This is a genomic window from Rhodococcus sp. OS5, assembly GCF_056837585.1.
This window is the reverse complement of record NZ_CM166368.1, coordinates 1,282,723-1,309,482: the sequence shown is the minus strand read 5'-3', so window position 1 is coordinate 1,309,482 and position 26,760 is coordinate 1,282,723. Positions and strand designations below refer to the sequence as shown.

The following is a 26,760-nucleotide window of genomic DNA, read 5'->3' as shown; positions in this document are numbered from 1 at the left end:
GACAACAGCCTGACGAATTCGGGAGCGCAGCATTTGTCATTTGCCATCACAGCTTTGATTCGCGCTCGCCAATGTCATCGAGGATCAAGAACTCGATCTTCGCTCGCTCCCCGTCCGCATCGAAGTCGTTGTCGCGGTCTGAGACACGCGTGATCAGTTCCGTCAGTGCCGCATGGATCGTCGTGTACAGAAATGCACGCGGGTCGGGCACCCCCATCACGTCGTCAGTGTTCATCTGTACCTGCGCCGTAGCGGTACGCCTGCCCAGAAATACACGCGGAAGCCGGATCCCGGTCGGATCGGTCACCACGGAGATGTCGCCACCAACGACAACAAACAGATCGAAGTCGTACTGCATCGCGATGCCCCTCAGCCGGTGTCTGAGCCGAGTCAACTCCTCGATGAAGTCAAGCGGCACCGACGGTCCACCGAATACTGTCCTGAACGTGACCCCGCGAGTCATCGATCTGCCCCCTTTACGAATCATCCATTTCAGGATCGAGGGCCATACCCTCTGTGTCCCCCACGCCAAGTGCTCGGGCATATCGACCGGCATACCGCTCCAGTGCGACTGCTGAATCGGCCTCACCTTCCCATTGATCCGGAATCGCGGTGCCGTCACACGTTGTTCGCGACACTTGCGCCTCGGAGAACTCGACAGCGGTCCGGGTGAAGGAACACCGCACAAAACTCGTGGCCGCCGAGAATCGTGCGTCGCCGAAAGTGCACTCCACGAATGAGGTATCGGCGAACTGCGCACCAGTCAGGTCTGTGTCGTCGAATGCGCATCGTTCGAACACAGTATTGGGCACGGAGCGGAGCCCGCGTGCTTTGGCTCCAGTGAAATCGCAATCGACGACCCTCGGTCCGAGCGCCAGACGAGAGAGCGTCGCACCCCGGAAACTGCACCGTTCGAATCGGCGATTGAAACGGGGCTGTCCGGTCAGTGCCACGAAATCGAAACGGCAGTCGAATAATTCGGATTCGAAGACGGAGATCGGACCCCGAGCGAAACTCAGATCAATCCGTTCCAACGTGAGATACCGGATGTCCAATCCAGCGCTACCCGCTGTCAGGCCACGCACATCGATCAGCCCGTCATCGGTCTCCGCCCATGGGGAGACGAGAGTGTGGGGCGGCTTGACGATCCGCGACTGATCGAGCAGCTGCGCCCGTAAATTATCGACGCCCTCATCTGACCAACGTCGACGTAGGGAGGTGATCGCGGACCGGTTCACGGGCTCAATAGTATCGGCAAGATCCCCATTGATTGGCCGTGGCTGCCCGAGAAGCGAACCACCACACATCAGTACTTCGGTAGGAATCACTTCTCGGAGCGCGCAAAACAGCCGGACCGTGAAATGCACGGCCCGGCTGCAGCGCTCACGCGCACGAAGTGGAACTCGGAGTCAACTGGGGTACTGAAACCGGTCGTGTACGAGCCGTTGACTCATCTCCGGATCAGTATCGAATTATCAACTCTCACAAGTTGATCACGTCGCCCACAAGGATCTGATCGGGATTGACGATCTGCGGATTCATGTCCCACACCTGCGGCCAGGTGAGACCTCGTTCTGTCGCGAGGTCGAACAATGTATCACCGGCTGCAACGACTACCTCTGAGCCGGGCGCTGGAGTCTCCGACTCCGGAATGCTTTCTACCGGTGCAGATTCGGATGTCTCAGAGTAGACAACGGGAGCAGGCGCCGGTTCCGGTGCAAATTCGGGTGCTACGTCCTGTGCCGGCGCGGGCGCGGGCGCGGGCGCGGGAGCAATACTCGACCCGGTATCGCACGCCCCGATCGAACTCAGGAAGGACATGGGATCGACGGCGCCTCCACTGTGAATGCGGAGATGCAGATGTGGGCCGGTGGAGCTACCGGTGTTACCCGTTGCCCCGATCTCGTCGCCTACCTCGACGTGTTGCCCCACACCGACCCATGTTTCGGAGAGGTGGCCCATCTGAATCTGCTCGCCACTGTCCGCTTCCAACTGGATGTACGTTCCATATCCACCCGGATCATTGGGTCCGGCAACAGAAATCGTGCCCGATGTGGGCGCGTGGAGCGCGGTGCCGACGTTGACAGCAAAGTCGACTCCGTCATGTCCCGCGTGGTAACCCTGCGAAAGTGATCCGCTTACCGGCCACTCCCAATTGCAACTCGCCGACCAGCCCTGCGCACCGGCGGTACCTGCATTGGCTACTGCTCCGGCCCCCACAAGGGCGCCCAGTCCCGCAGTTACGGCGATGAATCGTTTTGTGCTGGAAGGCTTGTGTTTTCTGTGCTTACTCATGTTTTCCTTGACTGATGTGCTCGGAGCAGGTGCAGGCTCTACCCGCAGACAGCACTCAATACGTGCTGAGCTACTTGGTGTATCGCACCAAGACTCCGTTGGAGTGAAATGTTCGGATCGCGCCATGGAGAGAGGTACGGTGACCGCTCTCGAACGCGAGCGCGCGCATAGACCCGCAGGTCTGTATCTCCTGGTGACAGCACAGGAGATACGGGTTCTACATCGAGGCAGTGCCTGAATCGATCGTTGATCGAGGACTACGAATGCCGGAACAAACCGAAGGCTTCTCATTCGAAGATCGACAGGGTGGGTGTCTACCCGGATGGTCGGAAAGGGGGTGGAACATGGAGATCCTTGCGTTGCGGATGAGGAATCACCTCATACGCTGTCGCTTCACGACGCTCCACACCACGGTTGAATTACCTGGGTACATACCTGTTTTTGCGCATTCGACCCGACCGGTCGATATCAGGCGCGCCTTCCGTAGATGGCATCTGGTCGCACAATCGCCAGTGCCCCATGTCACTTCTGGAGACGATACCGCGTCTTGGTCACCCGGCGCGTCAGCGTTACCGAGATGGGACATACAGGCGGCATTGCTCCTACAAGCCGAACGGGAGACCAGTGCACGTTCCCGGCATCGGAAACGCGTGCTGATCTCCCGTTCGGCGATCTGTTGCCTAGTGGATCTACTGCTGAGTCGAAGCTACTTTCTCGGCTGCGTGGTGAGCGGCAATGTATCCGTAAACCAGCCCCTGGCCGATCGTTGCACCGGCGCCCGGGTAGGTGTGACCGAATGCGTTGGCCGCAGTATTGCCGATCGCGTACAGGCCGTCGATCACGCTGCCGTCCTCACGAAGCACGCGTGCATGCTCGTCTGCCTGCACACCGCCGCAGGTGCCGAGGTCGCTGAGCGTCATCTTCACCGCGTAGAGGGCACTCGTGTCGAGCTTCCTCAGGTTCGGGTTCGGGGACACTGTCGGGTCGCCGTAGTACCGATCGTATGCACTTCCGCCGCGACCAAATTCCGCATCGCTACCGGCAGCAGCGGCCTCGTTGAACTTCTCGAAGGACTCGGCAAAAGCCTCCTCGGGAAGACCGACCTTGCGGGCAAGCTCGACCGGACTGCTCGCCTTGTGCGCGATGCCGGAGTCGAAGAATGCCTGCGGAAGCGGCTGACGAGGGAAGATACCGCCTGCGAACACGTAGCTGTTGCGGTACTCCTGGTCGAAAACAAACCACATCGACTCGGCCGGATCTCCGGCCTTTTCCCGTTCGAGCACGCGCTGGCCGAACGACATGTAGTCCGTCGCCTCGTTCACGAATCGACGACCGGTCTGGTCGACGATGAACGAGCCTGGCAGCGCACGCTCTGCGAGCATCACCATCGGCGGGCGGCCCTTGATGCTTGCCACCGCGGGGAACCACCACGACTGATCCATCGATCCGATACCTGCGCCGAGCTCTTGTGCTGCCTCGATCGCTTCGCCGGTGTTGCCCTCTGCGCCCAGGCTCTCGTGCTCACCGAGGCTCTCCGACTGGTACTTGTGGCGCCACTCCATGTTGTGGTCGAACCCGCCGGCTGCCAGAACGACACCACGCCGAGCGGTCACCGTCACTTCACGTCCGTCTTGCACCACAACTGCACCCGTTACGCGGCCATCTTCGGTGATGAGTCGAACCAACGACGTTTCCGTCCACACCGGGATACCGGCCTGGACCACACCTGCGAACAGGCCGGCGGCGAGCGCCTGACCGCCTGCGATGTATTCACGCTTGAGTACGTACTTGCCGTAAACGCCCTGCGCCAGGCTGCGGATGATGCGAGGGAAAGCCTTGCTCGGCTTCTTCACCATCAGGTTCATCCACTTGTAGTCCGCACCTGTCACCGGCATCGGCAGTCCGGCTTCCATCAAACCGGGCCGCAGGCGACCGCGTTCCGCGCCGAGTACCGACGCGTCGAACGGCAGGCACTCGCAGGTACGTCCGGCGGCGCTACCTCCCGGCAGTTCGGGGTGGTAATCGGAGTATTCCTTGGCCCAGAAGAACTTCATGGGCGTCGTGCGGTAAAGCATGTCGACGGTGGCGGCACCGTTGTCGACGAATGCCTCCCCACGTTGGGCAGGGGCAGTATCACCGACCACCGAACGCACGTATGTCTTCGCGCGCTCAACGGTGTCGCCCGCACCGGCTTTCGCCAAGATCGGGTTGGCAGGCATCCAGAAAGCTCCACCGGACCGCGCCGTCGAACCGCCAACGTACTGCGTCTTCTCCACGATCAGCGTGGACAAGCCGAGCTCGTTCGCGGTGAGGGCGGCAGCCATGCCGGTACCGGACCCGATCACCAGTAGATCGACAACGATGTCCTTGGCTTGTGTCGCGGGGGGTGCCTGATTCTTCGCCATTGAACAAATCCCTTCACGTGGTTATCGACGTAGAACGCTAAGGCAGTCGCGGCGCAGAAGGTTCCGGATGCCCAGTCAGCGGGACATTGCGAGTGGATTGGCGAAGAACGGCTCCTGCCACGGTTCGGGCGTTGTGCCCGCCCCAGCAGAATCGCGGCTTGCCTTCTTCGATGTCTACGCTGCTCACGTGAGGACAAATCCCAGCTTCGGCATCGTCGACGAAACGCTCGGCACCCTTGCACGCGGCATGCTTCCCCGCCTACGCCACGTCTTCGAGCAGCACCAGGCTCTTCACCGTCTGGCCGTCGAAGCGATTGTCAACGTCTGACAGACTCGTGCGGTTTGCATCTCATGGACGGGTACTGGCCGGCAGTTCGCTTCAACGGCGACGATGGCGTGATCGAGGTGACTGTCGAATCCTGACCGCGATCCTTGTCTCGGGCTGTCGGCTGATGTTCCTCGGCACTGATGAAGAATAATCATCTACATGAAATGGAACACCCCTACAGAGACCGGCTGGTTCGTCAACCTTGCTGAAGGTGGTTCGGCCGTATCGATATTCGATCCGTCGGGGAACGTTCAAGGCGAACTGATTCCCGCATCCGACGACGGATCGGAGAGCGTTGCCGGCGGGCGGAAGAGGAAATCGTCAACAGCCGAGCAGGATCGATCCAGGCTCACATTCCGCAAAGGCCGACCTGCATCACTTCGATTGTCCGACGGAACGATCGGGACCCTGATCGACCAGAAGCCCAAGGCCATGCGCCGCAAGAACAAGCTGTGCGAAGTCGATATTGCGGGCAGAACATACCTCTTCGTTCATTCATCGGGCCGAAAGGCAACAGCCCGGCGTGACGGAATCGCATTGGCACACATGGAACGTGGCCGATGGTCCGCTAGAAGCACCGTCGCCAGAAGAACCCTCACGGCAACGGACGCCCTTGACGAATGTGTCCTGACACTGTTTCAGAAGGTAGTGACACCTGGACGTACCGGCGCCTTCGATCAGGTACTGACCGACCTCAGCAACATATGACGTACGCCATATTCGGTGGATCTCAACCGCACTCGAGATACTGACTTTCAACTCTCAGGTCCACGGACATGCCTTGGACACAATGAGTTTCACATCTCGGAGCGGAAGGCTGAAACCAGATCATGGTCAATGTCGACGCTTTGAACACGCTCGCCCAGCGATTGTCGCCAGGTGCGATGATCACAGATCCAGATCTACTCCAGTCCTATCGGCAGGACTGGAGTTTCGATCCCGCAGCCGGAACACCGGTTGCCGTAGTACGTGCTTCGACGACGGCAGAGACGGTTCGACGGACGGCATCTGAGGCCGCCACATGTAGCGAATAGCGACGAGTACCTGAATTCTCCTGTGCAACCGGATATGGTGAGGCTGTCGTCTTCAATGCGGCGATGCAAGAAGGGAAGCTGCGACCAAGACGTTACGTCGGGGAAGACAAGTAAATCACCTGGACATGGCTGGAGGCCTCCGTGATGAATCTCGTTCGCCGACTGAGCGTCTGCACATCCGTCGTGATCGCTTCTACTCTGACGTCGGTAGCGCTCGCATCCGCCGCGGTGACCATTCCATTCCAGGTCAACCCTGCGCCGTACGGCAACCCGAACGGCAGCTTCGACGCGCCGGCCGTCCGCTGCGTAGCTGTCGTCGGTGAACAACCCGGCACGGTGACGATCACCGGAGGCAAGGAAGGCCGGTGGGGATGCCTGCTCTCGTCCGAAGTGCGCTGGCTGAACCTTTCGACCGGGGCCTCCGGCTCGGCTCGGCTCTCGGACGGTCTCAACGGAGTCCCAGCAGAGGCGATCGTGCAGACCGGGACCGGTCAAGTCGCTGTTGCCGTGCTGTCCGTGGCCGGATCCATCATCACCCCAGGTGTCACATCGTTCTACGTGCCGTAGCACCAGACTCCGCATCACCGGCACCGTTGGACCTAAGGTCCTGTTTACCGACCCGTCATCCCGGTTAGCCTGAAAAGACGCTACCGAGAGGACACTCATGACCTCGTCAGTGCACGAAACGATCGCCGTGGATCTGGATTTGATCGACCTGTACAAGGACCTCCACAGCCATCCGGAACTGGGGTTTCACGAGCAACGAACATCCAGTCTGGTGGAAAGACATTTAACAGCACTTGGATTCGACACCACCACCGATGTCGGGACTACCGGAGTCGTCGGAGTCCTGAAGAACGGAGTGGGCCCCACAGCGCTGCTGCGTGCGGATATGGACGCCCTCCCGGTTCGGGAAGAAACCGGATTGGACTACGCCAGTACCGTAACAACGACCGACGATCAGGGAAAGACCGTCTCGGTCAGCCACGCGTGCGGCCATGACCTGCATACGACCTGCTTACTCGGTGCGGCCCGGATCCTCTCTCAGGATACGACGACCTGGTCTGGCACTCTTGTCCTCGTCTTCCAACCGGCTGAGGAACTTGGCGCGGGTGCGCAAGCCATGGTCGACGACGGACTGTTCGAGCGATTCCCGAGGCCCGACATCGTTCTCGGACAACATGTATCGCCGCTACCGGCAGGCACGATCGCCGGGCACGCCGGCCCCTCGTATGCGGGATCGGACTCACTTCGTGTGAGACTGGTCGGAAAGGGCGCCCACGGATCTATGCCGGAGAACTCGGTCGATCCCGTGGTCATGGCAGCCGAAACCGTGTTGCGTTTGCAAACTGTCATCTCACGCGAGGTCCCGAGTACTGCCACAGCTGTCCTCACCGTCGGCTCCATCCATGCTGGAGATGCCGCCAACGTCATTCCCGGCGAAGCAGAACTGCAACTCAACATCCGCAGCTACGACGCAGGTGTGCGTCAGCGCATCCTGGACAGCGTCGACCGCATCGTCCGGGGCGAAGCGGCCACCGCCGGTGCACCCACCCCACCGACCATCACCGAGACGGAGCACTTTCCGATCGTCGTCAATGATCCGGCAGCGCTGGACAAGACACTCGATGCGTTTGCCGAATGGTTGGGGACGAACAAGATTCTCGATCCCGGAGCGGGAGCAGGTAGTGAAGATGTCGGCATTCTCGCGACCAGTGCCGGTGCGCCACTGTCGTACTGGCTGTTGGGCGGTACCGACCCTTCACTGTTCACGACAGGTGACATGACTGATCCGGCTTTGCGAACCGTGCCGTCGAACCACTCTCCGCACTACGCTCCCGTGATCGAGCCGACCCTGACCATCGGTGTGAACGCCTTGGTCGTCGCGGCCAGGACGTGGCTCCCAACTCCCTAGAGTGTTGCGGGTCCGCAATCGATCGATCGTCCATTCGATCAAGGCTGCAAACGCGTAGGCGCCGCCGAGAATACTTGCAGCGCCCCACCCTGCCGCGTCGAAAACCATAGTGGTGGAAACCGCCCCAGCCGCGCTGCCCAACGAATAGAACACCATGTAACTACCGATGATCTGCCCCGACGATTCCGGTGTGTTCGCGACGATCAGATTCTGGCTCGTGACATGAACAGCCTGCACGGCGAAGTCCAACGCAACAACACCGACTACGAGTAACACCAGCGAGTGCGTCGCCTGCGCGTTGAATACCCACGACAGCAAGAGAACGACCAACGACGCCCCGGTGACGCGTTGCGCTTTGCCTTGATCGGCCCACCGACCGGCACCGACCGCGCCCAATGCTCCAACCAATCCTGCGATTCCGAAGAGCCCGATCTGTGTGGTCGACAACCGCCATGGTTCCTCACTCAACGGCAGGGCCATTCCGCTCCACAAAGCACCAAAGGACGCGAAAAGGAACAAGGCGATCAGGGCCCGGGTGCGAAACAGTCGGTTCGTAAGCGTCAACGTCACGACAGACCCCATTGCACGCACGTACGAACGCCTATCGTGTTGCGAACGAGGATCTTTCGGCAGCATCGTCAGCGCGACGGCCGCGACCAGTACCGAAATGAAAGTGGATCCCGCGTAGACCGCCCGCCAGCCTGCCAGATCCGCAACTGCGCCGGCGACAGTCCGAGCGAGGATGATGCCGACGACAACGCCGCTGGTGATGACACCGATGTTTGCGCCCCGCTCGTCCGGGTCACTGATTGCCGCAGCATAGGCAACTATGACTTGAACAACTACCGAGAACGTGCCTGCGACCGCCATCCCGATCAACAGCTGCAGATTCGTGGTGGCCAGAGCAACAAGCATCGTTCCCGTTGCAGCAGCGACGATCTGGATTGCGATCAATTTCTTTCGATTCACGAGATCGCTCAATGGCACCAACACGATCAACCCCACCACATAACCGAGTTGGGCGAGTGCGACTACGAAACCGAGGCCGGCCGGAGGAATGGAAAGATCCGAGCCTATTTGCCCGAGGAGCGGCTGTGCGTAGTAGATGTTGGCTACCGAGACCCCGCAGAGCACTGCGAGCAACAGGCGAAGTCCGCGAGACATTTTCAACTTGCCCCGCGCGTTCTCGACAGCATGACGTGCAGGCACTTCCACCTCAACTTGGTTGCGTTTTGATACCATTTGGAGGTTACGTCAATACAGTTTCAAAACGCAACCAATGAGGAACTCGATGCCGGATCGCGCACAATGGACGGACCCGCACTGCCCGACGGCCCGAGCGGCCGACATCATCGGCGACAGATGGTCGCTGCTGATCGTGCGTGACGCCTTCGACGGGTCATCGAGATTCAGTCAGTTTCAACGAAACCTGGGCATCGCAAAGAACATTCTCACGGACAGGCTCAAAGTCCTTGTCGAGCAGGGAATCTTCGAAGTCCAACCGAACGCGCAAGGTACCCGCAACGAGTACATCCTGACCGAACGCGGTATGGATCTGTTCATCGTGATCATTAGCCTGCGACAGTGGGGAGAGCGCCACGCCTTCGATGACGGTGAGCCACACTCGATCTTGATCGACGACACCACGGGCGATCCGGTTCCCAGGCTTCGACTGATCAACACACGGAATATCGACCTGGACCCTACAAGTACACATGTGGAGAAGGTCGAGGAAGGTTGACCCGCAACTCGCCAGATTGACAGATGGGCGCACATGATTCGAAGTGCGCGCATACTCCGACTATGACTGTCGATCTCGAGTTCTCCTGGCCGCAGTTTCTCTGGATTGCATTCATCTTCGTCGGCGTGCCCGCAACTATCGGCGCGAGCATCATCTGGACAATCTGGCGTTCGGAACGAACTGGCCTGGAGCACTCCACGACCGCCCTCGGCGGCGGGCACACGGGATCGGGCTCACTCGGACTGTGGAGCACCGGCCTGTTGGCCTTTGCACTGGGCTTTCTGTCTTGCATGGGCTGGCTCAGCTGGTCAGCCGACTACAAAGGCGGATTCCGCGGCCCCGGCCTGCCTGCCCCGACACAGTTCCCCACCTGGCAGGTCGTCGCCTGTGGACTGACAGTGATTCTGGCGTGTTTCGGTTCCGCCCATTGCTCGCGATGGATGAAGGCCGGCGGTATGACGGCCGCTGCCGGCACTGCTGCGGGATTCACCACCGCATTCAGCATCGACGCCAGTACTGATGTCACCGGACAGGCAGGCGTGGGCGTCGCACTGTCCACGATCGGATGGGGCCTCACCCTTACCGCACTGATGCTTCTGCGCGGCAAGTGGTCGCAACGAGGGTGAATCTGTCACTCAGTGCGGTTCACCCGCGGCGCGTTCAGTGGCGCGGGCAGTGTCGTCGAGGTGACAGTCGAATCTTGGCGTATGAATTGACGTGATGCCCAGGCGGATCAGTATCGCGAGTAGTGCTGAATTTCCTCACGATCGGCAGCGCAGATGCACTTTCGATCGAGACCGCGGTCGGCAGTCACTGCGCAGAAGCGAACCCCGAGCGGATCATGGGATTCCATACTGTGCTGACACGCCGGGCAGATCGACGGTGTTTTCTGATCCTCGTCAGTCGACTCGGATTGCCCTCGTGCATTCGACACATCGGACGGGTTCGACGCCATACAGGCGCTCCAGTTCTCGGCCGTTCGACCACAGACCGGGTTGGCGTCGAGGACGACATGGCTTGACCGCGCATATTCGAATGACCCTCGACGTACCCCACGCTACTCGCTTCGGCACACCGGTTTGTACCAATTTCTGCCCACGCGACATTCCCGGTCGAGCAGGATAGAACTACTGCACGCACCATTTCCGTGCAGGATTCGAATTCGTGCAGCATTCGTCGTGAAAGGGCTTCTCGTGAACACTTTCCAACGTGTATCCGCCGCCGTGAACGTAGTGGTCCAACCACTGATCGGCGCTCCGATCGTAGGCAAACTACTGGGCCGTTCCATGACCGTCATCACCTACGTCGGACGCAAGTCCGGTCGCACCTTCAGCGCGCCCGTGTCCTACAAACGAAAAGGCGACCATGTGACGATCGGCGTTGCCATGCCAGACAAGAAGAGTTGGTGGCGCAATTTCTACCCGGAACAAGGTCCGATCGTTCTCCAACTGGACGGTATCGATCGCCCCGGCGAGGCACTCGCACACCGAAAAGGCAAGGGTGTCTACGTCTCCGTCGAACTCGCTCCCGTCGACTGAGCGGATCGAACAGCCACCGGTGCAATCACATTCAGCTCACACCCACCGCCTCACGAGATCTGGGTGATTCAGATCTCGTGACGGTCGGGACCTTTGACTCTGTGCAATCGAGACTCGGTCTCGCACCCTTCGACGCGGGTTTTTTGTCGACCATCGGTCGGACAACCCGATCCTGTCGGGACATTACCGTCCGGTAACATCGACGGCAGGCGTGAGCTGGAAGAGGTGACCACCGTGACGATCGGCATCTATCTGGTCGACGACCACGAGATCGTCCGTCGTGGATTGGCAGACCTGTTGAACCAGGTATCGGGATTCAACGTTGTTGGCGAGGCGTCGTGTGTTCGCGAAGCCTCGGCCGGAATACCCGAATGCCGACCCGACGTGGTTGTCATGGACGTCAGACTTCCCGACGGTAACGGTGTGGAACTGTGCCGAGAACTGGCGTCGACCTACCCGAGCGCCGCCACTTTGATGCTCACGTCGTACTCCGACGACGACGCACTGCTCGACGCCCTGATCGCCGGCGCACGAGGATTCGTCCTCAAGAACATCCGCGGCCACGACCTGGTGTCGGCGATCCGCACGGTTGCTACCGGCAAGTCGCTGTTGAACACCCAGGCGGTGATCGGTTTGGTCCGGCGCATCCGGTCCGAACAGGAGTCGGGTACTGCGGCAGCCCTGTTGACCGATCAGGAGCTCTTGATCTTCGAGTTGATCGGCAAGGGACTGAGCAATCGAGAGATCAGCTCGCACGCAGAACTCTCGGAGAAAACAGTCAAGAACTACGTCTCACGCATCCTCGAGAAACTGGGTCTCGAACGTCGAACGCAGGCCGCAGTTCTGGCGACAAAGCTTCGTGCGGGCACTTCGCACCCGGATCCTTCCGGCCAGGCGACCACTCACCTGCTGACGCCATCCGGCTCGCCCTTCTCCGCCACCACGGGCACGCACCATGCCAGGTAGCCGCGACGCGCTCATGCTCAGCCTTTTCGGCGACATCGCCGGAAGCGCAGAGCTGACTGCTCTCAACCCGACTGCAATTCCCAAACTGCTCAGTGCCGTGTTGACCGTCGGGTCCACACTCCAGCTCGACGAAACCCTGCAACAGATAGTCGACGTCGCGCGACATCTCCTCGAAGCGGACTACGGCGCGCTCGGCGTGAAATCCCCCGACGGACGCTTGTCCCGATTCATCCACTCCGGTATGACTCAGGGGCAGGTTGCCAAGATCGGGCATCTTCCCGAAGGTCACGGCCTGCTGGGCCTGGTCGTTCGAGAACCGTGCCCGGTTCGAACCGACCGAATCTCCTCGCATCCGTCCTCGGCAGGGTTTCCGACCAATCATCCGCCGATGGACACGTTTCTCGGTGTTCCGATCTTCGTCAGGGGCGAGGTGTTCGGCAGCATCTACCTCGCGGACAGCTCGGAACGGACTGCATTCGACGACCGCGACGAGGCTGTACTCCAGATTCTGGCAAATGCTGCGAGCATCGCCATCGACAATGCGCGTCTGTTCGAGGAATCCCGGACGCGAGAAGCCTGGCTCAAGGCCGTCGCCGCCGTCAATGCACGTCTGCTCAGCGGCGGATCCCGCGACGAGACGCTATCGGAACTGGTTCGGACGACGCGGCACCTCACGGATGGAAATCTTGTGTGCGTCGTTCGCTACGACCTCGGCAGAGAGCCGGTAGTCCACGTCGCCGATGCTGCTGATTCCCAGCCTGCCCCCGCGACCGGATCAGCCGTCGATCTGTCCGGGACCGTGATCGACGACGCTGCGCGGAGCCGGCGGCCGATCTCTGCACCACATGGCAGTTCCGTTCCGGCACTGAACGTTTCCGGCGACGAATCAGTGGTCGCACTCCCCCTCTCCGGAACCTCGTTCGGCGGCGGTGTTCTCTTCGCGTCACGCCGCAGCAACCGCCCGTGGGGAGTGGACGAGATCGAGCAACTGACGGCGATGGCAGACATCGCTTCTGTCACTGTCGAATTCGCAGAACAGCAACGGAAAGAAAGACTGGTCGACGTCCTCGAAGATCGCGACCGAATCGCGCGGGATCTCCATGACCACGTCATCCAACAGTTGTTCGCCACCGGGTTGAGTTTGCAGGGGGTGCTGCAACGTCCAGGCGACGAGGACACCGTTCGAACCGTATTGGACACCTCTGTCGATCAACTCGATCGAACAGTCCGTGAAATCCGCACCGCAGTCTTCGACCTCCATACGAGCGAGATGTCTACTCCCACAAGCCTGCGGCGGCGACTACTCGATGCCGTCAACGGTCTGTCCGGCCACTCGTCGATCACTCCCAGCGTCACTTTCGAGGGAACCATCGACAGTTCCGTCCCGTCTCGACTTGCCCCGCACGCCGAAGCCGTTGTGCGCGAGGGCTTGAGCAACGCTCTGCGGCATGCACATGCCGATGCCATCGACGTCACCATCCGGGCCACCGAGGAGCTTGTCATCAGCATCGTCGACGACGGTGTGGGAATCGACCAGGCAACCAGAATCCACGGTCTCGACAACCTGGCGACCCGCGCTCGTCAGTGCGGAGGCTCGAGCAACATCACCAGCGAGAACGGTGTCACCGAACTGGTGTGGCGTGTTCCGCTGAGCCCCAGGCGAAGTCCGTTGCCGATCCAGCATCGTTGAGCGTCAGAGCGGATCCAGTTGGGCCTTGAGCAGGCAGAACTCGTTACCTTCCGGATCGGCCAGGACATGCCATTGTTCGTGCCCTGTCTGGCCGATGTCGGCCGGCCGCGCACCAAGACTCAACAGGCGTTCCAGTTCGGCCTCCTGATCGCGATCGGTGGCGTTGACGTCGATATGCAGGCGGGGCTTACCCTTCTCCGGTTCGTCTCTGCGACTGAGGATGATCGTCGGCTGCGGACCGCCGAACCCTTCGCGTGGGCCGATCTCCAACGAACCGTCGTCCATTCGATCGAGCACGACGAAGTCCAGGACCTCGCACCAGAACCGGCCCAGCACCTCGGGTTCCCGGCAACCGAGCACCAGTTCACTGATACGACATGCCATGACCATCTCGCTTTCTTTCGGCTCGTGAAGACAACTCTCTCGACCGTACCGGACCACGTGATCTACGCCATGCCTCTGTTCCGATCCTAGGGACCTTTTCCCCTCGTCCGAGTTCCCGGTCGCCACGATCATTGCGTTATGTTCCACAGTCCCAGGCATTCTCGGTCTTTCGTCACGTCGATGTGCGTAGGCGGCCGTCGTGGTTGATCTCGCGCCCCGGCCGGTCGGTGAGGTCGATTCCCCCGCCGATGCAATTCCCCGAACCGCTCCGAAGGGTTCGAAACTGGTCGAGATCCTCAGGACCACCGATCACAAGATGATCGGTCTGATGTACATCGTGACATCGTTTGCCTTCTTCTTGATCGGCGGACTGATGGCACTACTCATGCGCATGGAATTGACCGTTCCGGGAATGCAATTCCTGTCCAACGAGCAGTACAACCAGTTGTTCACCATGCACGGCACGATCATGCTCCTGCTGTACGCGACCCCGGTGTTCTTCGGATTCGCCAACTACCTCATGCCACTGCAGATCGGGTCGCCGGACGTGTGTTTCCCGCGACTCAACGCCTTCAGCTACTGGCTCTATCTCTTCGGCGGACTGATCGCGTCCGCCGGATTCGTAACTGCTGGTGGTGCGGCAGATTTCGGCTGGACCGCCTACGTACCGCTCACCAGCGAACTCCACTCCCCCGGCATGGGCGCCGACCTGTGGATCATCGGTCTCGCTCTCGGCGGCGTCGGCACCATCCTCGGCGCAGTCAACATCGTTTCGACGATCGTCTGCCTGCGCGCCCCGGGTATGACGATGTTCCGCATGCCGATCTTCACGTGGAATGCGCTGGTCGCCAGCATGCTGATCCTCTTCGTTTTTCCGCTGCTCGCTGCTGCCTTGATCGGACTGTGGGTGGACCGGCACCTGGGAGCGCACCTGTTCGACCCCGCCACCGGTGGAGTCATGTTGTGGCAGCACCTGTTCTGGTTCTTCGGCCATCCCGAGGTCTACATTCTGGCGCTGCCGTTCTTCGGCATAGTCTCGGAGATCTTCCCCGTCTTCAGCCGCAAGCCGATCTTCGGATACACCGGATTGGTCTACGCAACATTGGGAATTGCTGCACTGTCGATCGCTGTGTGGGCGCACCACATGTACGCAACCGGCGCCGTTCTCCTCCCCTACTTCTCGTTCATGACCTTCCTGATCGCAGTTCCCACCGGAGTCAAGTTCTTCAACTGGATCGGCACCATGTGGAAGGGGCAGTTGACTTTCGAATCGCCCATGCTGTTCTCCGTCGGCTTCCTGGTCACATTCCTGTTCGGCGGACTCTCCGGCGTCATCCTTGCCAGCCCGCCCTTGGACTTTCATGTCACCGACTCGTACTTTGTTGTCGCGCATTTCCATTACGTCCTCTTCGGGACAATCGCGTTCGCGACATACGCCGGAATCTACTTCTGGTTCCCGAAAATGACCGGCCGGATGTTGGACGAGAAGCTCGCCAAGATCCATTTCTGGTTGACCCTGATCGGCTTTCACGCAACATTTCTCGTCCAGCATTGGCTCGGCGCCCAGGGCATGCCTCGTCGGTACGCGGACTACCTGCCATCGGACAATTTCACTCTTCTCAACACGATCTCGACCATCGGCGCGTTTGTGCTCGGAGCCTCGACGATTCCGTTCATCTGGAACGTTTTCAAGAGCTACCGGTACGGCCGAATTGTGACCGTCGACGATCCTTGGGGCTTCGGAAACTCGCTCGAATGGGCGACGTCCTGCCCACCACCGCGACACAACTTCACCGAACTTCCCCGAATCCGCAGTGAGCGGCCGGCATTCGAACTGCACTACCCCCACATGGTCGAAAGAATGCGCGACGAGGCGCATGTCGGACTGCTTGGTCACAAGTCGGTTTCCGACGTGAGAACTGAGGTGAAACAACATGAATGACGGCACGAAGTACCGAGCCTGGGCAGAAAAGCAGCACCACGAATGCCGAGCGAAACCCGGCCATCTCCTCGCCCCGTTGCTCGTGCTCATGTTCGCTGTCACGACGCTCGTGTGGTTGCCCCTGACGACTGCCGCGTGCTCGATAGTCGTCGCAGGATTGCTGTTCGGCACTGTCCTGCAAGCTAGTTCGCATTCAACAGACACAGCTCGAGGAGTTCACGATGAAGCCCGAACTATCGACTGATCTCATCACCTCGGAGTGGTCCGCGGACGGAGCGGTGGTCGTGTGCATCGACGGATCCCCGCTGCGCCCCGGCGAGATCACGTGGGCGGCTGAGTTCGCACATCGCCACGGTCTCTGGATGCGAATCGTTTTCGTAGCTCCGAGCGCCGATCTGAACACCTCGGCATCGCCGACCGGCCTGTTCATGGAGGCCATTCAGATCGCCGAGTCGGTGTCGCCAGATCTTCGGATCCGGACCGATCTGATCTCCGGGGAGAACACCGCAATTCTCACCGCGCTGACAGCTGAGGCCGCCTTGATCGTCGCACCACAGGACGATCCCGCCGCACCTGGACCGACATGTTCGTTCGCAAGAGTCGGAACACCGCGTGAAAGCAGCGCTGCGGCAGCCTTGCCGGTTGTCGTCGGTTTGGACGGAAGCGCCTACAGCGAAAGCGCTCTGGCCATCGCATTCAAGGAAGCAGAGGCAGCGAACACCGAACTGGTCGTCGTGCACGCAGCGCCGCCAGAGGCCGAGCTGCGTCGAGACTTCGCATCCGGGCACGCGCCCCAGCACTCGACGCCGCTGACGTGGCAACTGTCGGGTTGGGCCACGCTCTACCCTGGCGTCGCGATCCGTCAGATCGAGTTCGACGGCCCCTCGGTTGCCATTCTTGAACAACTCTCCACCGAGGCACGGCTTCTCGTCGTGGGTCGGCGTGGGCGAAGCTCGTTCGACGACACCGCTCTCGGCACCACGAGCAGTGCGATGATTCGAAAAGCACACTGCCCGGTCATCGTTGCCAGCGAAGCCTGAATCAGATCGTCACCCGGTCAGAAGCCGTAACTGTGGATGGGTGCGAGCTGACCGGAGTGATGGGCTTCGATTACGAAACGCTCGTGGTCGACCAACTTCTCCGGGAGTTCGTCAACCGGCCACCACCGCAGATCTGCAGATTTCAACGGCTCCATCCGGCGTGGTTCACCCGACCACGTGCGGCATTCGTAGAAGAAGTCCACTCGATGATCCACCGGTTCGCTCCCGTCCGCGTGGCGGCGATGCAACACGGTCAGCGGCTTCAGTTCCGAGGAAAGCAATTCGACACCAAGTTCTTCCGCAGCCTCCCGAACGGCAGCGTCGATCGCCGACTCCCCCAGTTCGACGTGGCCCGCAGCAGCGTGAGCCCAGTATCCGTCCATGAATCCCGTGCCCTCGCGCAATTGCAGCAGCACCTCGCGCCGTTGTACCGGGTTGCTTCGACAGAACATCACGTACACCGCTGGTACCAGCGCAAATTGATCGGCCACACGACCACGCTATCGTGCGCGTGAAATGACGGCGCCCCGCGAGAACAAGCTCGCGGGGCGTCGTCGACGATCTGCTGGATCAGTTCACGTCGAACCGGTCGAGGTCCATCACCTTGGTCCAGGCTGCGGCGAAGTCCTCGGCGAACTTCTGCTTGGCGTCTGCGCTGGCGTACACCTCGGCGAGTGCACGCAGTTGCGAATTCGATCCGAAAACGAGATCGACCGCAGTTGCCGTGTACTTCGGATCGCCCGTCACGCGATCAACGCCGTCGTATACGTTTTCGTCCGTCTTCGACGGCTTCCACTCGGTACCCATGTCGAGAAGGTTGACGAAGAAATCGTTGGTCAACGTCTCGGGACGATCGGTGAACACGCCGTGACGGGTATTGCCGAAGTTCGCGTTCAGCGCGCGAAGTCCGCCGACCAGCACTGTCACCTCGGGCGGGGTCAGCGACAGCATGTACGCGCGGTCGACCAACAGAATCTCTGCCGGAATCTTCTCGCCTCCCTTGAGGTAGTTCCGGAATCCGTCGGCCCGGGGTTCGAGTACCTCGAACGAGTCGACGTCTGTCTGCTCCTGCGTTGCATCCGTTCGGCCCGGCGTGAACGAGACCGTGATGTCCTGTCCGGCGTTCTTCGCAGCCTGTTCGACGGCCGCTGTACCACCCAGAACGATCAGGTCGGCGAGAGAAACCTTTGCTCCACCAGCCTGGTTGAAGTCCTGCTGAACACGCTCGAGAGTCTGAAGCACCGCGGAGAGAGCTGCAGGCTCGTTGACTTCCCAATTCTTCTGCGGCTCCAGTCGGATTCGCGCACCGTTGGCGCCGCCGCGCATGTCCGTGCTGCGGAAGCTCGCGGCAGACGCCCACGCCGTCGATACCAACTGCGAAATGGACAGCCCGGAGTCGAGAAGTCGACTCTTGAGGATCGCGATGTCTGCGTCCCCGATCAGTTGATCATCGGCCGAGGGAACCGGGTCCTGCCACAGCTGCGGCTCGGGAACCCAAGGTCCCAGGTAGCGCGTGACCGGTCCCATGTCACGGTGAAGGAGCTTGTACCAAGCCTTGGCGAACTCTTCGGCGAATTCTTCCGGATGATCGAGCCAGCGCCGGGTGATCTTCTCGTACGTCGGATCCAGGCGTAGGGACAGGTCGGTCGTCAGCATCGTCGGGGTGCGTCCGGCCGACGAATCGAACGGATCCGGGATGGTGCCCGCCCCCGCGCCGTCCTTCGGAATCCACTGCCACGCACCCGCCGGACTCTTGGTCAGCTCCCAGTCGTAGCCGTACAGAATCTCCAAGAAGGTGTTGTCCCACTTCGTCGGAGTGGGAGTCCACACGACTTCGAGACCACTGGTGATCGCGTCCTTACCCACACCCGTGCCGAAGGCACTCTTCCAGCCCAGTCCCTGCTGCTCGATGGGAGCACCTTCCGGCTCCGGTCCGACGAGGTCGGCCGGTCCGGCTCCGTGCGTCTTGCCGAAGGTGTGACCGCCGGCGATCAGCGCAGCTGTCTCCACGTCGTTCATCGCCATGCGGGCGAACGTTTCTCGGATGTCGCGGGCGGCCGCTACCGGATCCGGTTGCCCGTTGGGTCCTTCGGGATTGACGTAGATCAGGCCCATCTGCACGGCTCCGAGCGGTCCGGACAGCTCACGGTCTCCGCTGTAACGCTCGTCGCCGAGCCAGGTGTCCTCGGGACCCCAGTAGATCTCCTCGGGCTCCCAGATGTCTTCTCGGCCGAATCCGAAGCCGAAGGTCTTGAACCCCATCGACTCCAGGGCACAGTTGCCCGCGAACACCAGCAGGTCGGCCCAGGAAACCTGCTTTCCGTACTTCTGCTTCACGGGCCAAAGCAGGCGCCGGGCCTTGTCGAGGCTGGCGTTGTCCGGCCAACTGTTGAGCGGGGCGAAACGCTGAGCACCTTGGCCGCCACCGCCGCGGCCGTCTGCAATGCGATAGGTGCCGGCAGCATGCCAGCTCATACGCACGAAGAGTCCGCCGTAGTGCCCGTAGTCGGCCGGCCACCAATCCTGCGACGCCGTCATCAACGCGATGACGTCGCGCTTTAGCGCCTCGACATCGAGCTTGGCGAATTCCTGGGCGTAATCGAAGTCGGCACCCATCGGATTCGACTTCGACGAATGTGAATGCAAGACAGAGAGATCCGGCTGATTCGGCCACCAGTCGCTGTTTGTTCTCGGACGATTCCCGGTAGGCGTCGGAGACGGGATTGCGGGGTTTTCACTTTCGCTGGTGCTCTCGGTGTTTCCGTCGTGAGCAACCGGGCAACTATCGGACACGATAATCCCTCCATGAGCGAGTAGAACGGACTTCGATCACGTTTGTGATCGCAAACTCTGAGTTGTCGAGCAGTCGGGACACAGGCCCCAGTAAATGACCTCGGCTTCGTCGAGAACGAAACCGTTGTGCGCCGACGGCGTCAAACACGGTGCCTCTCCGACTGCGCAGTCGACATCTGAAACGACCCCACAGGACCGGCAGACGACGTGATGATGGTTGTCGCCGACGCGTGACTCGTACAGCGCCACCGATCCGGACGGTTGGATCCGCCTGATCAGCCCGGCGTCGGTGAGAGCGTGCAACACGTCGTAGACCGCCTGCCGCGACACCCCAGGCAGAACAGCCCGCACAGCATCGAAGACAGTCTCGGTGGCTGCGTGTGGGCGTGCATGCACAACCTCGAGCACCGTGACTCTGGGACGAGTCACGCGAAGCTCAGCGTTACGCAGTTGGGCTGCATAATCCGGCGTCGAAGGCACCTTTCCACTATTGCGCAATCTTCTGGACTGAACCCAGACTTTCGCGAAAATCATCGCTGACAGGGCCCTCCCGCCCGATTCGTCCGTGCTGGAAGTGAGCCGGATTCCTCGCTCTTTCTGGCGTCCCCACACCGCCTTCAGGTTTGTTGCGCGTCGACGCGTCCTGCTGTGTGGTTCCACAAACTCCGACAATCTCCCCTTCGTCCAACTACCGTGAAAGGGAGAATCCGCCGAGGTCAGGAGTGCTCGTGCCCAAACTGGAGATCAAGAGGAAGTCAGAACTCTCACGGCAGGAAGTCGCCGACCGACTCATCGCCCTCGGCCAAGCCCTCGCCAGTGGATCGGAAGTGGAGCTGGGGTCGGGTGGGGACTCGATCGAAATCAGTGTTCCGGAACAGGTTCGGTGGGAACTCGAGATCGAAGTCGACGGCAACGAAGTCGAGATAGAAATCGAGATTCACTGGCGCGACGACCCTCAGGAAGAATCGGAAGAGAAGTCTCCGCCTCGCACCAAAGCAGTTCGTCGCAGCCGACCACGCAAGAGCACTTCCACATAGGCCGACTCGAATACGGTTGTTCGGCACTTACGGAGACGCCGACACCTCGAGAGACACGACGCGCAGCAGTGCTCGGAGGTCACTTTCGATCCGTCGAAACAGTTGATACACAACGATGAATCCGGCGATCCCGCCCAAACACAGCGCACGGACTGTTGCGTTGAGTTCCTCACCGGCACCCGAACCGACAAAACTGAGCCCCGCGATTCCCACCAGGGGAACCGACGCCGCGACTGCGAGGTAACGCGTGCTGCTCCGACCCAGTGAGCGAATATCGCGACCGTCGTCGCTTCGTAACTCGCCGTGCGACAACAAGATCGGATACAGACATCGAACCGAGTAATACGTCAGGATGAAGAACGGATACGCGACTGCGACGGCGCCGCACACCGCCAGCGACGACATCAGGTGCACGTAGGCTCGCTGCGGAATTCCGCCGGCGGCAATCTGCAATGCGACCGGATATGCGATACCGGCCAGAACCCACAGCCCGAATGCGATCACCACCGCGCGATGTCCGACATTCAGCGTCGCGGTACGCGCTTTGTTCAAGACCTCCGCGCTGTACGTCTGACCGTTGCGCAGTCCGTGAGGCACGGTGAGTGCAAGCCGACACCAATACAGGATCGCTGCGGCACCGAGAGAGAACGCAGCCACCCCGATGACCAGATGAACCTGCTCGAGATGCTGCTGAGCCTGCGGCGAGAGACCCGAGATGATCAGCATCTTGTTGTAGTAGTAGTTGTAGCCCGCCGCAAGAAGATTCGGAATTCCGATCGCGGCAAGCACTATCGGCAGCGCCCACTTCCACAACGTCGAACGTGGACTCCCTTCCGGTGGGTCCACCAGATTGCGAGCAGACCGGTCCAGACACAGTGCGAACTGACGAGCCAACTTTCGGCCGCCAGACCACCTTCCGTCTCTCTCCGGCGAGAGAGACTTGACCAGAACTCGGCGCAGCGCCGGCGGACAGTCGTCCGGTAGCCGTGCCTCGGCTGCGGGATCCACCCCGCGCCGGCGGGCCTCGAGCGCCTTCTTGGGCGACGGTGGGCTCTCCCCCGTACCGTCGTCCGTGAAAGGCCTACTCCCGGTGAGGAGTTCCCACAACATCACGCCCAGTGCATAGATGTCGCTACGGGTGTCGAGTGTGCCAGGCGCCCCCACCGCACAGGCCTCCAATTGCTCCGGAGACATGTAGGCAAGCGAGCCTCCGACAAAACATGCAGCGTCCTCGGTCGAGACCTCCTCACTCGAGCTGACGTTGAAGTCGGCGAGCTTGGGGATGCCTTCGACGCTGAGCAGGACATTCGCCGGCTTGATGTCCCGATGTAATACGCCGTGCTCACGCGCATACTCGAGGGCATCGGCCAGTCGCATCCCCATCCAGGCCACGGTCTCCGGCCACGACATCGCAGCGATCTCGCTCCTCAGGCTCGTCTCGCTGGGCTTCATCTCTCCCTTCTTCGCCAGGGTCTTGTCGATGGCGTCGAGAAGTAGTTGTCCGGACCGCTGCGCCTGCGGTGTCACGCGGACAAGTTTGACCACGTCGAGCAGGGTCCCACCCGGCACGTATTCCATGAACAGGACTCGCAGTGCGCGTTCCTCGAGCAACCGTTGATCGAAGACCCGGACGATGTTGGGATGGTCGAGCTGGGCGAGAGTCTGCGGCTCGACTCCGACGTTGCGCGAGATTTTCAACGCAACCCACCGCTGCATCGAGAGTTGCCGAGCGAGGAACACTCGGGCGAATGCGCCGTGCCCGAGTTCCAACACCAGCTCGAAATCGTCCAGGTGCTGCCCGATTTCGAACTCGTCGAAACCCGAGAGTCCCAACATCATCACGTCTTCGCGACCGGCCATCGAATCACGGTCGAACATCTGCTCGAAACTCTCTGCCTGCAAGGGAAACTCGCTGAGGTACTCGGCTGCTGCGACGTCCTCCCCACCCTGCTTCCGCAGCCGGAACTCCTCGTACAGGAGCTCGGCCGGTAATGGTTCTTCGAGTAATTCGGGATACTCGGCACAGTAATCCGTGAGCCGTTTCGGGCAATCATTTTTCAGCCAGCGGTACTCCATGTCGATTCCGACCAATTCGATCAGCGCCGCCCGACGAATCTTGGCTGGATCAGGCAGATAGTCGCTCAGGTCGGACGGGGTTCGTCCCTCCTCCCAATCCGCCACAAGGCGGCCGAGGCCGTCTGCACCGTTCTGGCCGTCACGCATCACCGGCAGCGTTGAGGGGCGCAACTCGGTGACGGTGCCCCGTTCGGTCAGGGGCCCGCTCGCGATTGTCGCGTCACTGGCCTGCGCACCACGTTCATTCATGACACTTCTGTTCCGCACCTCGATCACAATGAATCGGAGTGACTCACTTCAGCGTAACCCCGGTGGTACTCCAGACCCCAGCGAATCTATTCGGCGTGAACTGCCGACTCCGTGCCGATGCGAACGAGTTCGTCGCGCTCTTTGATTTTGATCCGATCACGCCCATGCTTCACACCGAGGGCACGTTCGGCGGCATCGATGCGAAGCCATCCGTCCCAATCGACGGGCACCACTCTGCCGGCCCTGAGGACCTCCGCGATACGGCCGTGGCCGGCTCGACGCTCGTATGCCGAATCCAACTGTCGCAGCAAGGTTTCGACGGTTTGGCGTGCATCAGGCCGAGCCGCACCGATCAGCCCGGCGGCACCTCGCTTCATCCAGCCCGTCACGAACAAACCTGCGATCGGCGAGCCGCTCTCGTCGACCGCTGCGCCGCCCTGGTGCGCAACATTGCCGCGTCCGTGATCGAAAGGCACCCCGGCAAGTGGCGTCCCGAGAAATCCGATTGCCCGGTACACAGCTTGAACCGGATAGTCGGTACAGATACCCGAAGCGGTGACGTGACCGTATCCGTCCGGGACTGTCCGCTCGACGCGGAGTGCCTCGACTTTCCCGTTGCCGAGAATCTGCGCCGGCTGTCGGTAGAAGTGCAGGTGAACTCGACGCTGGGCAGTTCGGTCGGCAGGCGCAGTGTCCGCGAAACCACGGAGTGTCTCGACTGCCAGTCGGGTGTGCACCAACTGTTTGGTCATCCGCTCGACATGCCGGTCCGGTACGACATCGACAGAATCGACGACAACATCTACGCCGGGTAGTTCACCGAGAGCGCGCAACTCGTTCGGGGAGAAGCGAGCGTCGGCTGGTCCGCGCCGGACAAAGATGTGTACTTCGCGAACTCGACTGCCGGCGATCCCTTCCCGAACTTGGTCGGAGACGTCCGTGGCCTGCAGCGATTGCGCCTCGGCGAGGAGCATACGGGTGACGTCGAGTGCGACGTTGCCACCTCCGATCACTGCGACCGATTCCGCGTTCAGCGGCCACTGCGGCGAGCTGTCCGGGTGATCGTTGTACCAACCGACAAACTCGGCGCCACCGAAAGAACCTGGAAGCTCGACGCCGAGAATGTCGAGAGGTGCATCCCGCGGCGCACCGGTTGCAATGATCACGGCATCGTAGGACGAACGTAGGTCATCGACGGAAAGGTCCTTTCCGATCTCCACGTTGCAGAACAGCCGGAACTCACTGGCGACCAGCGTGGTGTGCAGAGAATGGGCGAACTTTTCGGACTCGGGGTGCCCTGGTGCGAGACCGTAGCGCACCAGTCCGTACGGCGTCGGTAGACGCTCGAACACGTCTGTCTTGGTGCCGGGCGCAAGTTCGGCGAGAGCGCCGGCGGCGTGGATTCCCGCCGGCCCCGCTCCGACGATCGCGACACTGAGCGGTGGTGAGAAGAATCGGGGCGCCGCAGGCGGGCATACCGCTGGACCTCTGGCGTTGATCATCCCCCGAGGCTAGGACCTCAACTGCGCTGGAGATCAAGTCCGCTTTCAGCAGCCCGCTTTTCAGTAACCTTGCTCTGCAGGCTTGTGCTCGGTTGTGTAGCGGTAGAAGTCCGCTAGTTGGAGTTCGCCGGCAGCTGCCTCGTCGACTATGACGGTCACGTGTGGATGCAGCTGCAGCACCGACGCCGGGCAGAATGCCGAGACCGGACCTTCGACCGCGGCCCGGACGGCGGGCGCTTTGCGGGCGCCGTCCGCGATCAGGACGAGATGCCTTGCATCACTGATGGTTCCGAGCCCTTGCGTGATCACATGATGCGGTACGTCGGCTGGGTCTGCGAAGAACCGTGCATTGTCGGCGCGGGTCCTCTCGGTCAAGGTCTTCACTCGGGTGCGCGATGCAAGCGAGGAGGAGGGCTCGTTGAAACCGATGTGTCCGTTCAGGCCGATGCCGAGGATCTGCACGTCGATGGGACCGTTTTCGGCGATGGCAGCGTCGTAACGCCGGGCAGCGTCACTGGGATCCGCGGCCCCGCCGTCGGGGCTGAACACTCGCGCATTGTCGATGTCGAGGTGATCCACGAGTTCCGTGCGGATGGTGTGCGCGTAGGACTGCGGCTGATCGGACGTGAGACCTACATACTCGTCGAGAAGATACGCGCTCATCGCCGCGAACGACACTCCCGATTCTCGATGCCTCTTGATCAGCTCTCGATACGTGTGCAGCGGTGACGATCCGGTCGCGAGGCCGAGCGTCCGCGCTCCGTTTTCGATTGCGCCGCAAACGATATCGGCAGCGATTCGCCCGCCGTCCTCCGGACTGGGAACTATGACGATTTCCATTCAGACTTCCTCACTGCTCTTGCCGGCTCCGACGATGGCCTCACGTACCGAACCCGAAGCGCGGTCCAACAGTTCGGTTGCTTCGGCGAAGTCGCATTCGGCCAACAACATGACGACCGCTGCCTTCACTTGACCATCGGCATTGTCGATGGTCTCCGCAGCGATCTCGGTATCGACTCCGGTGGCTGCCGCGACGATCCGGTTCGCACGATCGACAAGCTTGGCATTGGTCGGCCGAAGATCGACCATCAGATTGTGGAATGCCTTCCCGGAGCGAACCATACTCGCCGTGGAGAGCATGTTGCACACCATCTTCTGCGCAGTTCCGGCCTTGAGCCTCGTCGATCCGGTGAGGATTTCGGGGCCGGTCTCCACTTCGATGGCCACGCCGGCGTGAGAACTCATTGCCGCGTTCCGGTTGCACGAGACTGCCACTGTTGCAGCGCCGAGTTCGCGGGCGTGATCGAGTCCCCCGATGACGTAGGGGGTACGACCGCTGGCAGCCAGACCCACCACGACGTCGTTGGCGTTCAACGAGATTGCGTCGAGATCGACCCCAGCCGCTCGCGGATCGTCCTCTGCCCCCTCGACGGCGTTCAGAAACGCTCCAGGGCCACCGGCGATGATGCCGATCACCTCGCCCGGATCGGTCCCGAACGTCGGAGGGCATTCCACCGCGTCGAGAACTCCCAGACGCCCACTTGTCCCCGCTCCCAGGTAGATCAGTCGACCACCTTGTGCTCGGGCCGCGACGATCAAGTCGACTGCGGCTTCGATGGCGGGTAGTACCGCTGCCACCGCGCCGGCCACGATTGCGTCCTGTTGATTCATCACCGTCAGCAGACCCGACACCGACATGACATCGAGATCGCGGGTCAGAGGGTTGGGTCTCTCGGTGGAGAGCATTTCCAATTGCATTGTGGCGAGTCCTCCTCGATCGATATTCATTACGACGACTCCTCGTCAGTATTCACAGCGACGACTC

Annotated in this window: 26 protein-coding genes and 1 pseudogene; 13 read left to right on the top strand and 14 right to left on the bottom strand. The window is 61.0% G+C overall.

The features are described 5' to 3' along the window. Positions 1-46: 46 nt before the first annotated feature. The 4 genes from ACVZUB_RS06065 to ACVZUB_RS06050 form a co-directional block, all read right to left on the bottom strand. Positions 47-463 carry a hypothetical protein gene (locus tag ACVZUB_RS06065; RefSeq protein WP_042452357.1) on the bottom strand — a complete coding sequence of 139 codons (417 nt, stop codon included), beginning with the start codon at positions 461-463 and terminating at the stop codon, positions 47-49. A 13-nt stretch (positions 464-476) separates the two neighbouring features. Next, a complete protein-coding gene (locus tag ACVZUB_RS06060; RefSeq protein WP_341514085.1) occupies positions 477-1,238 on the bottom strand; it encodes a pentapeptide repeat-containing protein in 762 nt (253 codons plus the stop codon). Between the two features lie 244 nt (positions 1,239-1,482). Then, on the bottom strand, positions 1,483-2,295 hold the full coding sequence (locus tag ACVZUB_RS06055; RefSeq protein WP_482628231.1) for a peptidoglycan DD-metalloendopeptidase family protein: 813 nt from the start codon (positions 2,293-2,295) through the stop codon (positions 1,483-1,485). Between the two features lie 689 nt (positions 2,296-2,984). Next, a complete protein-coding gene (locus ACVZUB_RS06050; RefSeq protein ID WP_482628230.1) occupies positions 2,985-4,700 on the bottom strand; it encodes a 3-ketosteroid-delta-1-dehydrogenase in 1,716 nt (571 codons plus the stop codon). A gap of 67 nt (positions 4,701-4,767) precedes the next feature. On the opposite strand from ACVZUB_RS06050, the gene ACVZUB_RS06045 reads away from it, so the two are divergent. From ACVZUB_RS06045 to ACVZUB_RS06030, 4 genes are all read left to right on the top strand, one after another. Beyond that, the gene (locus ACVZUB_RS06045) at positions 4,768-5,028 is read left to right on the top strand and encodes a hypothetical protein (protein WP_042452363.1); all 261 of its coding nucleotides are present in this window, start codon (positions 4,768-4,770) and stop codon (positions 5,026-5,028) included. A gap of 159 nt (positions 5,029-5,187) precedes the next feature. Beyond that, positions 5,188-5,736, top strand: a complete 549-nt coding sequence (locus ACVZUB_RS06040; protein ID WP_064443219.1) for a hypothetical protein — start codon at positions 5,188-5,190, stop codon at positions 5,734-5,736. 470 nt (positions 5,737-6,206) lie between these two features. After that, positions 6,207-6,629 (top strand): hypothetical protein, encoded by a 423-nt coding sequence (locus ACVZUB_RS06035; RefSeq protein WP_007726468.1) that lies wholly within the window; start codon positions 6,207-6,209, stop codon positions 6,627-6,629. 97 nt (positions 6,630-6,726) lie between these two features. Next, entirely contained in the window at positions 6,727-7,977 is a 1,251-nt protein-coding gene (locus tag ACVZUB_RS06030; RefSeq protein ID WP_064689438.1) for an amidohydrolase, read from the top strand. An 84-nt stretch (positions 7,978-8,061) separates the two neighbouring features. Here ACVZUB_RS06030 and ACVZUB_RS06025 read toward each other — a convergent pair. Beyond that, positions 8,062-9,141: pseudogene (locus ACVZUB_RS06025) on the bottom strand (MFS transporter); the annotation flags it as partial. Positions 9,142-9,268: 127 nt separating this feature from the next. Between ACVZUB_RS06025 and ACVZUB_RS06020 the strand changes: the two are divergent. Both ACVZUB_RS06020 and ACVZUB_RS06015 read left to right on the top strand, forming a co-directional pair. Next, on the top strand, positions 9,269-9,718 hold the full coding sequence (locus tag ACVZUB_RS06020) for a winged helix-turn-helix transcriptional regulator (RefSeq protein WP_007726458.1): 450 nt from the start codon (positions 9,269-9,271) through the stop codon (positions 9,716-9,718). A gap of 23 nt (positions 9,719-9,741) precedes the next feature. Then, the gene (locus tag ACVZUB_RS06015; protein ID WP_082845672.1) at positions 9,742-10,344 is read left to right on the top strand and encodes a hypothetical protein; all 603 of its coding nucleotides are present in this window, start codon (positions 9,742-9,744) and stop codon (positions 10,342-10,344) included. Between the two features lie 107 nt (positions 10,345-10,451). On the opposite strand, the gene ACVZUB_RS06010 is transcribed toward ACVZUB_RS06015, so the two are convergent. After that, positions 10,452-10,673 carry an RGCVC family protein gene (locus ACVZUB_RS06010; protein ID WP_075832430.1) on the bottom strand — a complete coding sequence of 74 codons (222 nt, stop codon included), beginning with the start codon at positions 10,671-10,673 and terminating at the stop codon, positions 10,452-10,454. Between the two features lie 238 nt (positions 10,674-10,911). Here ACVZUB_RS06010 and ACVZUB_RS06005 point away from each other — a divergent pair, with 238 nt between their 5' ends. The 3 genes from ACVZUB_RS06005 (at position 10,912) to ACVZUB_RS05995 (ending at position 13,912) form a co-directional block, all read left to right on the top strand. After that, positions 10,912-11,256 carry a PNPOx family protein gene (locus ACVZUB_RS06005; RefSeq protein ID WP_037129595.1) on the top strand — a complete coding sequence of 115 codons (345 nt, stop codon included), beginning with the start codon at positions 10,912-10,914 and terminating at the stop codon, positions 11,254-11,256. Between the two features lie 234 nt (positions 11,257-11,490). Beyond that, positions 11,491-12,222 carry a response regulator transcription factor gene (locus ACVZUB_RS06000; RefSeq protein WP_039972719.1) on the top strand — a complete coding sequence of 244 codons (732 nt, stop codon included), beginning with the start codon at positions 11,491-11,493 and terminating at the stop codon, positions 12,220-12,222. Next, the gene (locus tag ACVZUB_RS05995) at positions 12,212-13,912 is read left to right on the top strand and encodes a GAF domain-containing sensor histidine kinase (protein WP_063314904.1); all 1,701 of its coding nucleotides are present in this window, start codon (positions 12,212-12,214) and stop codon (positions 13,910-13,912) included. Before ACVZUB_RS06000 ends, ACVZUB_RS05995 begins: the two co-directional genes overlap by 11 nt. 3 nt (positions 13,913-13,915) lie before the next feature. On the opposite strand, the gene ACVZUB_RS05990 is transcribed toward ACVZUB_RS05995, so the two are convergent. Next, on the bottom strand, positions 13,916-14,296 hold the full coding sequence (locus ACVZUB_RS05990) for a VOC family protein (protein ID WP_007726436.1): 381 nt from the start codon (positions 14,294-14,296) through the stop codon (positions 13,916-13,918). 199 nt (positions 14,297-14,495) lie between these two features. Here ACVZUB_RS05990 and ctaD point away from each other — a divergent pair, with 199 nt between their 5' ends. Genes ctaD through ACVZUB_RS05975 form a run of 3 tightly spaced genes read left to right on the top strand, consistent with a single transcriptional unit; the run spans position 14,496 to position 17,278 of the window. Beyond that, entirely contained in the window at positions 14,496-16,238 is a 1,743-nt protein-coding gene (gene ctaD / locus ACVZUB_RS05985; protein WP_482628229.1) for an aa3-type cytochrome oxidase subunit I, read from the top strand. Beyond that, on the top strand, positions 16,231-16,482 hold the full coding sequence (locus ACVZUB_RS05980; RefSeq protein WP_007726433.1) for a hypothetical protein: 252 nt from the start codon (positions 16,231-16,233) through the stop codon (positions 16,480-16,482). Before ctaD ends, ACVZUB_RS05980 begins: the two co-directional genes overlap by 8 nt. After that, the gene (locus ACVZUB_RS05975; protein ID WP_482628228.1) at positions 16,460-17,278 is read left to right on the top strand and encodes a universal stress protein; all 819 of its coding nucleotides are present in this window, start codon (positions 16,460-16,462) and stop codon (positions 17,276-17,278) included. The genes ACVZUB_RS05980 and ACVZUB_RS05975 overlap by 23 nt, the downstream gene beginning before the upstream one ends. A 17-nt stretch (positions 17,279-17,295) precedes the next feature. Here the strand turns inward: ACVZUB_RS05975 and ACVZUB_RS05970 are convergent, their stop codons facing one another. The 3 genes from ACVZUB_RS05970 to ACVZUB_RS05960 all read right to left on the bottom strand — a co-directional run bounded on the left by ACVZUB_RS05970 (position 17,296) and on the right by ACVZUB_RS05960 (position 20,551). Continuing rightward, positions 17,296-17,769: an NUDIX hydrolase gene (locus ACVZUB_RS05970; RefSeq protein WP_003941446.1), complete on the bottom strand. Its 474-nt coding sequence runs from the start codon at positions 17,767-17,769 to the stop codon at positions 17,296-17,298. 79 nt (positions 17,770-17,848) lie between these two features. After that, positions 17,849-20,071: a catalase/peroxidase HPI gene (gene katG, locus ACVZUB_RS05965; RefSeq protein ID WP_003941458.1), complete on the bottom strand. Its 2,223-nt coding sequence runs from the start codon at positions 20,069-20,071 to the stop codon at positions 17,849-17,851. A gap of 36 nt (positions 20,072-20,107) precedes the next feature. Beyond that, positions 20,108-20,551 (bottom strand): Fur family transcriptional regulator, encoded by a 444-nt coding sequence (locus tag ACVZUB_RS05960; RefSeq protein ID WP_064443491.1) that lies wholly within the window; start codon positions 20,549-20,551, stop codon positions 20,108-20,110. A 248-nt stretch (positions 20,552-20,799) separates the two neighbouring features. Here ACVZUB_RS05960 and ACVZUB_RS05955 point away from each other — a divergent pair, with 248 nt between their 5' ends. Further along, the gene (locus tag ACVZUB_RS05955; protein WP_037129603.1) at positions 20,800-21,108 is read left to right on the top strand and encodes an amphi-Trp domain-containing protein; all 309 of its coding nucleotides are present in this window, start codon (positions 20,800-20,802) and stop codon (positions 21,106-21,108) included. Positions 21,109-21,135: 27 nt separating this feature from the next. On the opposite strand, the gene ACVZUB_RS05950 is transcribed toward ACVZUB_RS05955, so the two are convergent. The 4 genes from ACVZUB_RS05950 to murQ all read right to left on the bottom strand — a co-directional run bounded on the left by ACVZUB_RS05950 (position 21,136) and on the right by murQ (position 26,693). Continuing rightward, positions 21,136-23,433, bottom strand: coding sequence for a serine/threonine-protein kinase (locus ACVZUB_RS05950; RefSeq protein ID WP_054187591.1), 2,298 nt, complete (start codon positions 23,431-23,433; stop codon positions 21,136-21,138). An 86-nt stretch (positions 23,434-23,519) separates the two neighbouring features. Beyond that, a complete protein-coding gene (locus tag ACVZUB_RS05945) occupies positions 23,520-24,935 on the bottom strand; it encodes an FAD-dependent oxidoreductase (RefSeq protein ID WP_482628227.1) in 1,416 nt (471 codons plus the stop codon). 60 nt (positions 24,936-24,995) lie between these two features. After that, positions 24,996-25,775: a glucosamine-6-phosphate deaminase gene (gene nagB / locus ACVZUB_RS05940; protein ID WP_003941456.1), complete on the bottom strand. Its 780-nt coding sequence runs from the start codon at positions 25,773-25,775 to the stop codon at positions 24,996-24,998. After that, complete coding sequence (gene murQ / locus ACVZUB_RS05935; protein ID WP_482628525.1) at positions 25,776-26,693, bottom strand: N-acetylmuramic acid 6-phosphate etherase; 918 nt, start codon at positions 26,691-26,693, stop codon at positions 25,776-25,778. Positions 26,694-26,760: the final 67 nt, after the last annotated feature.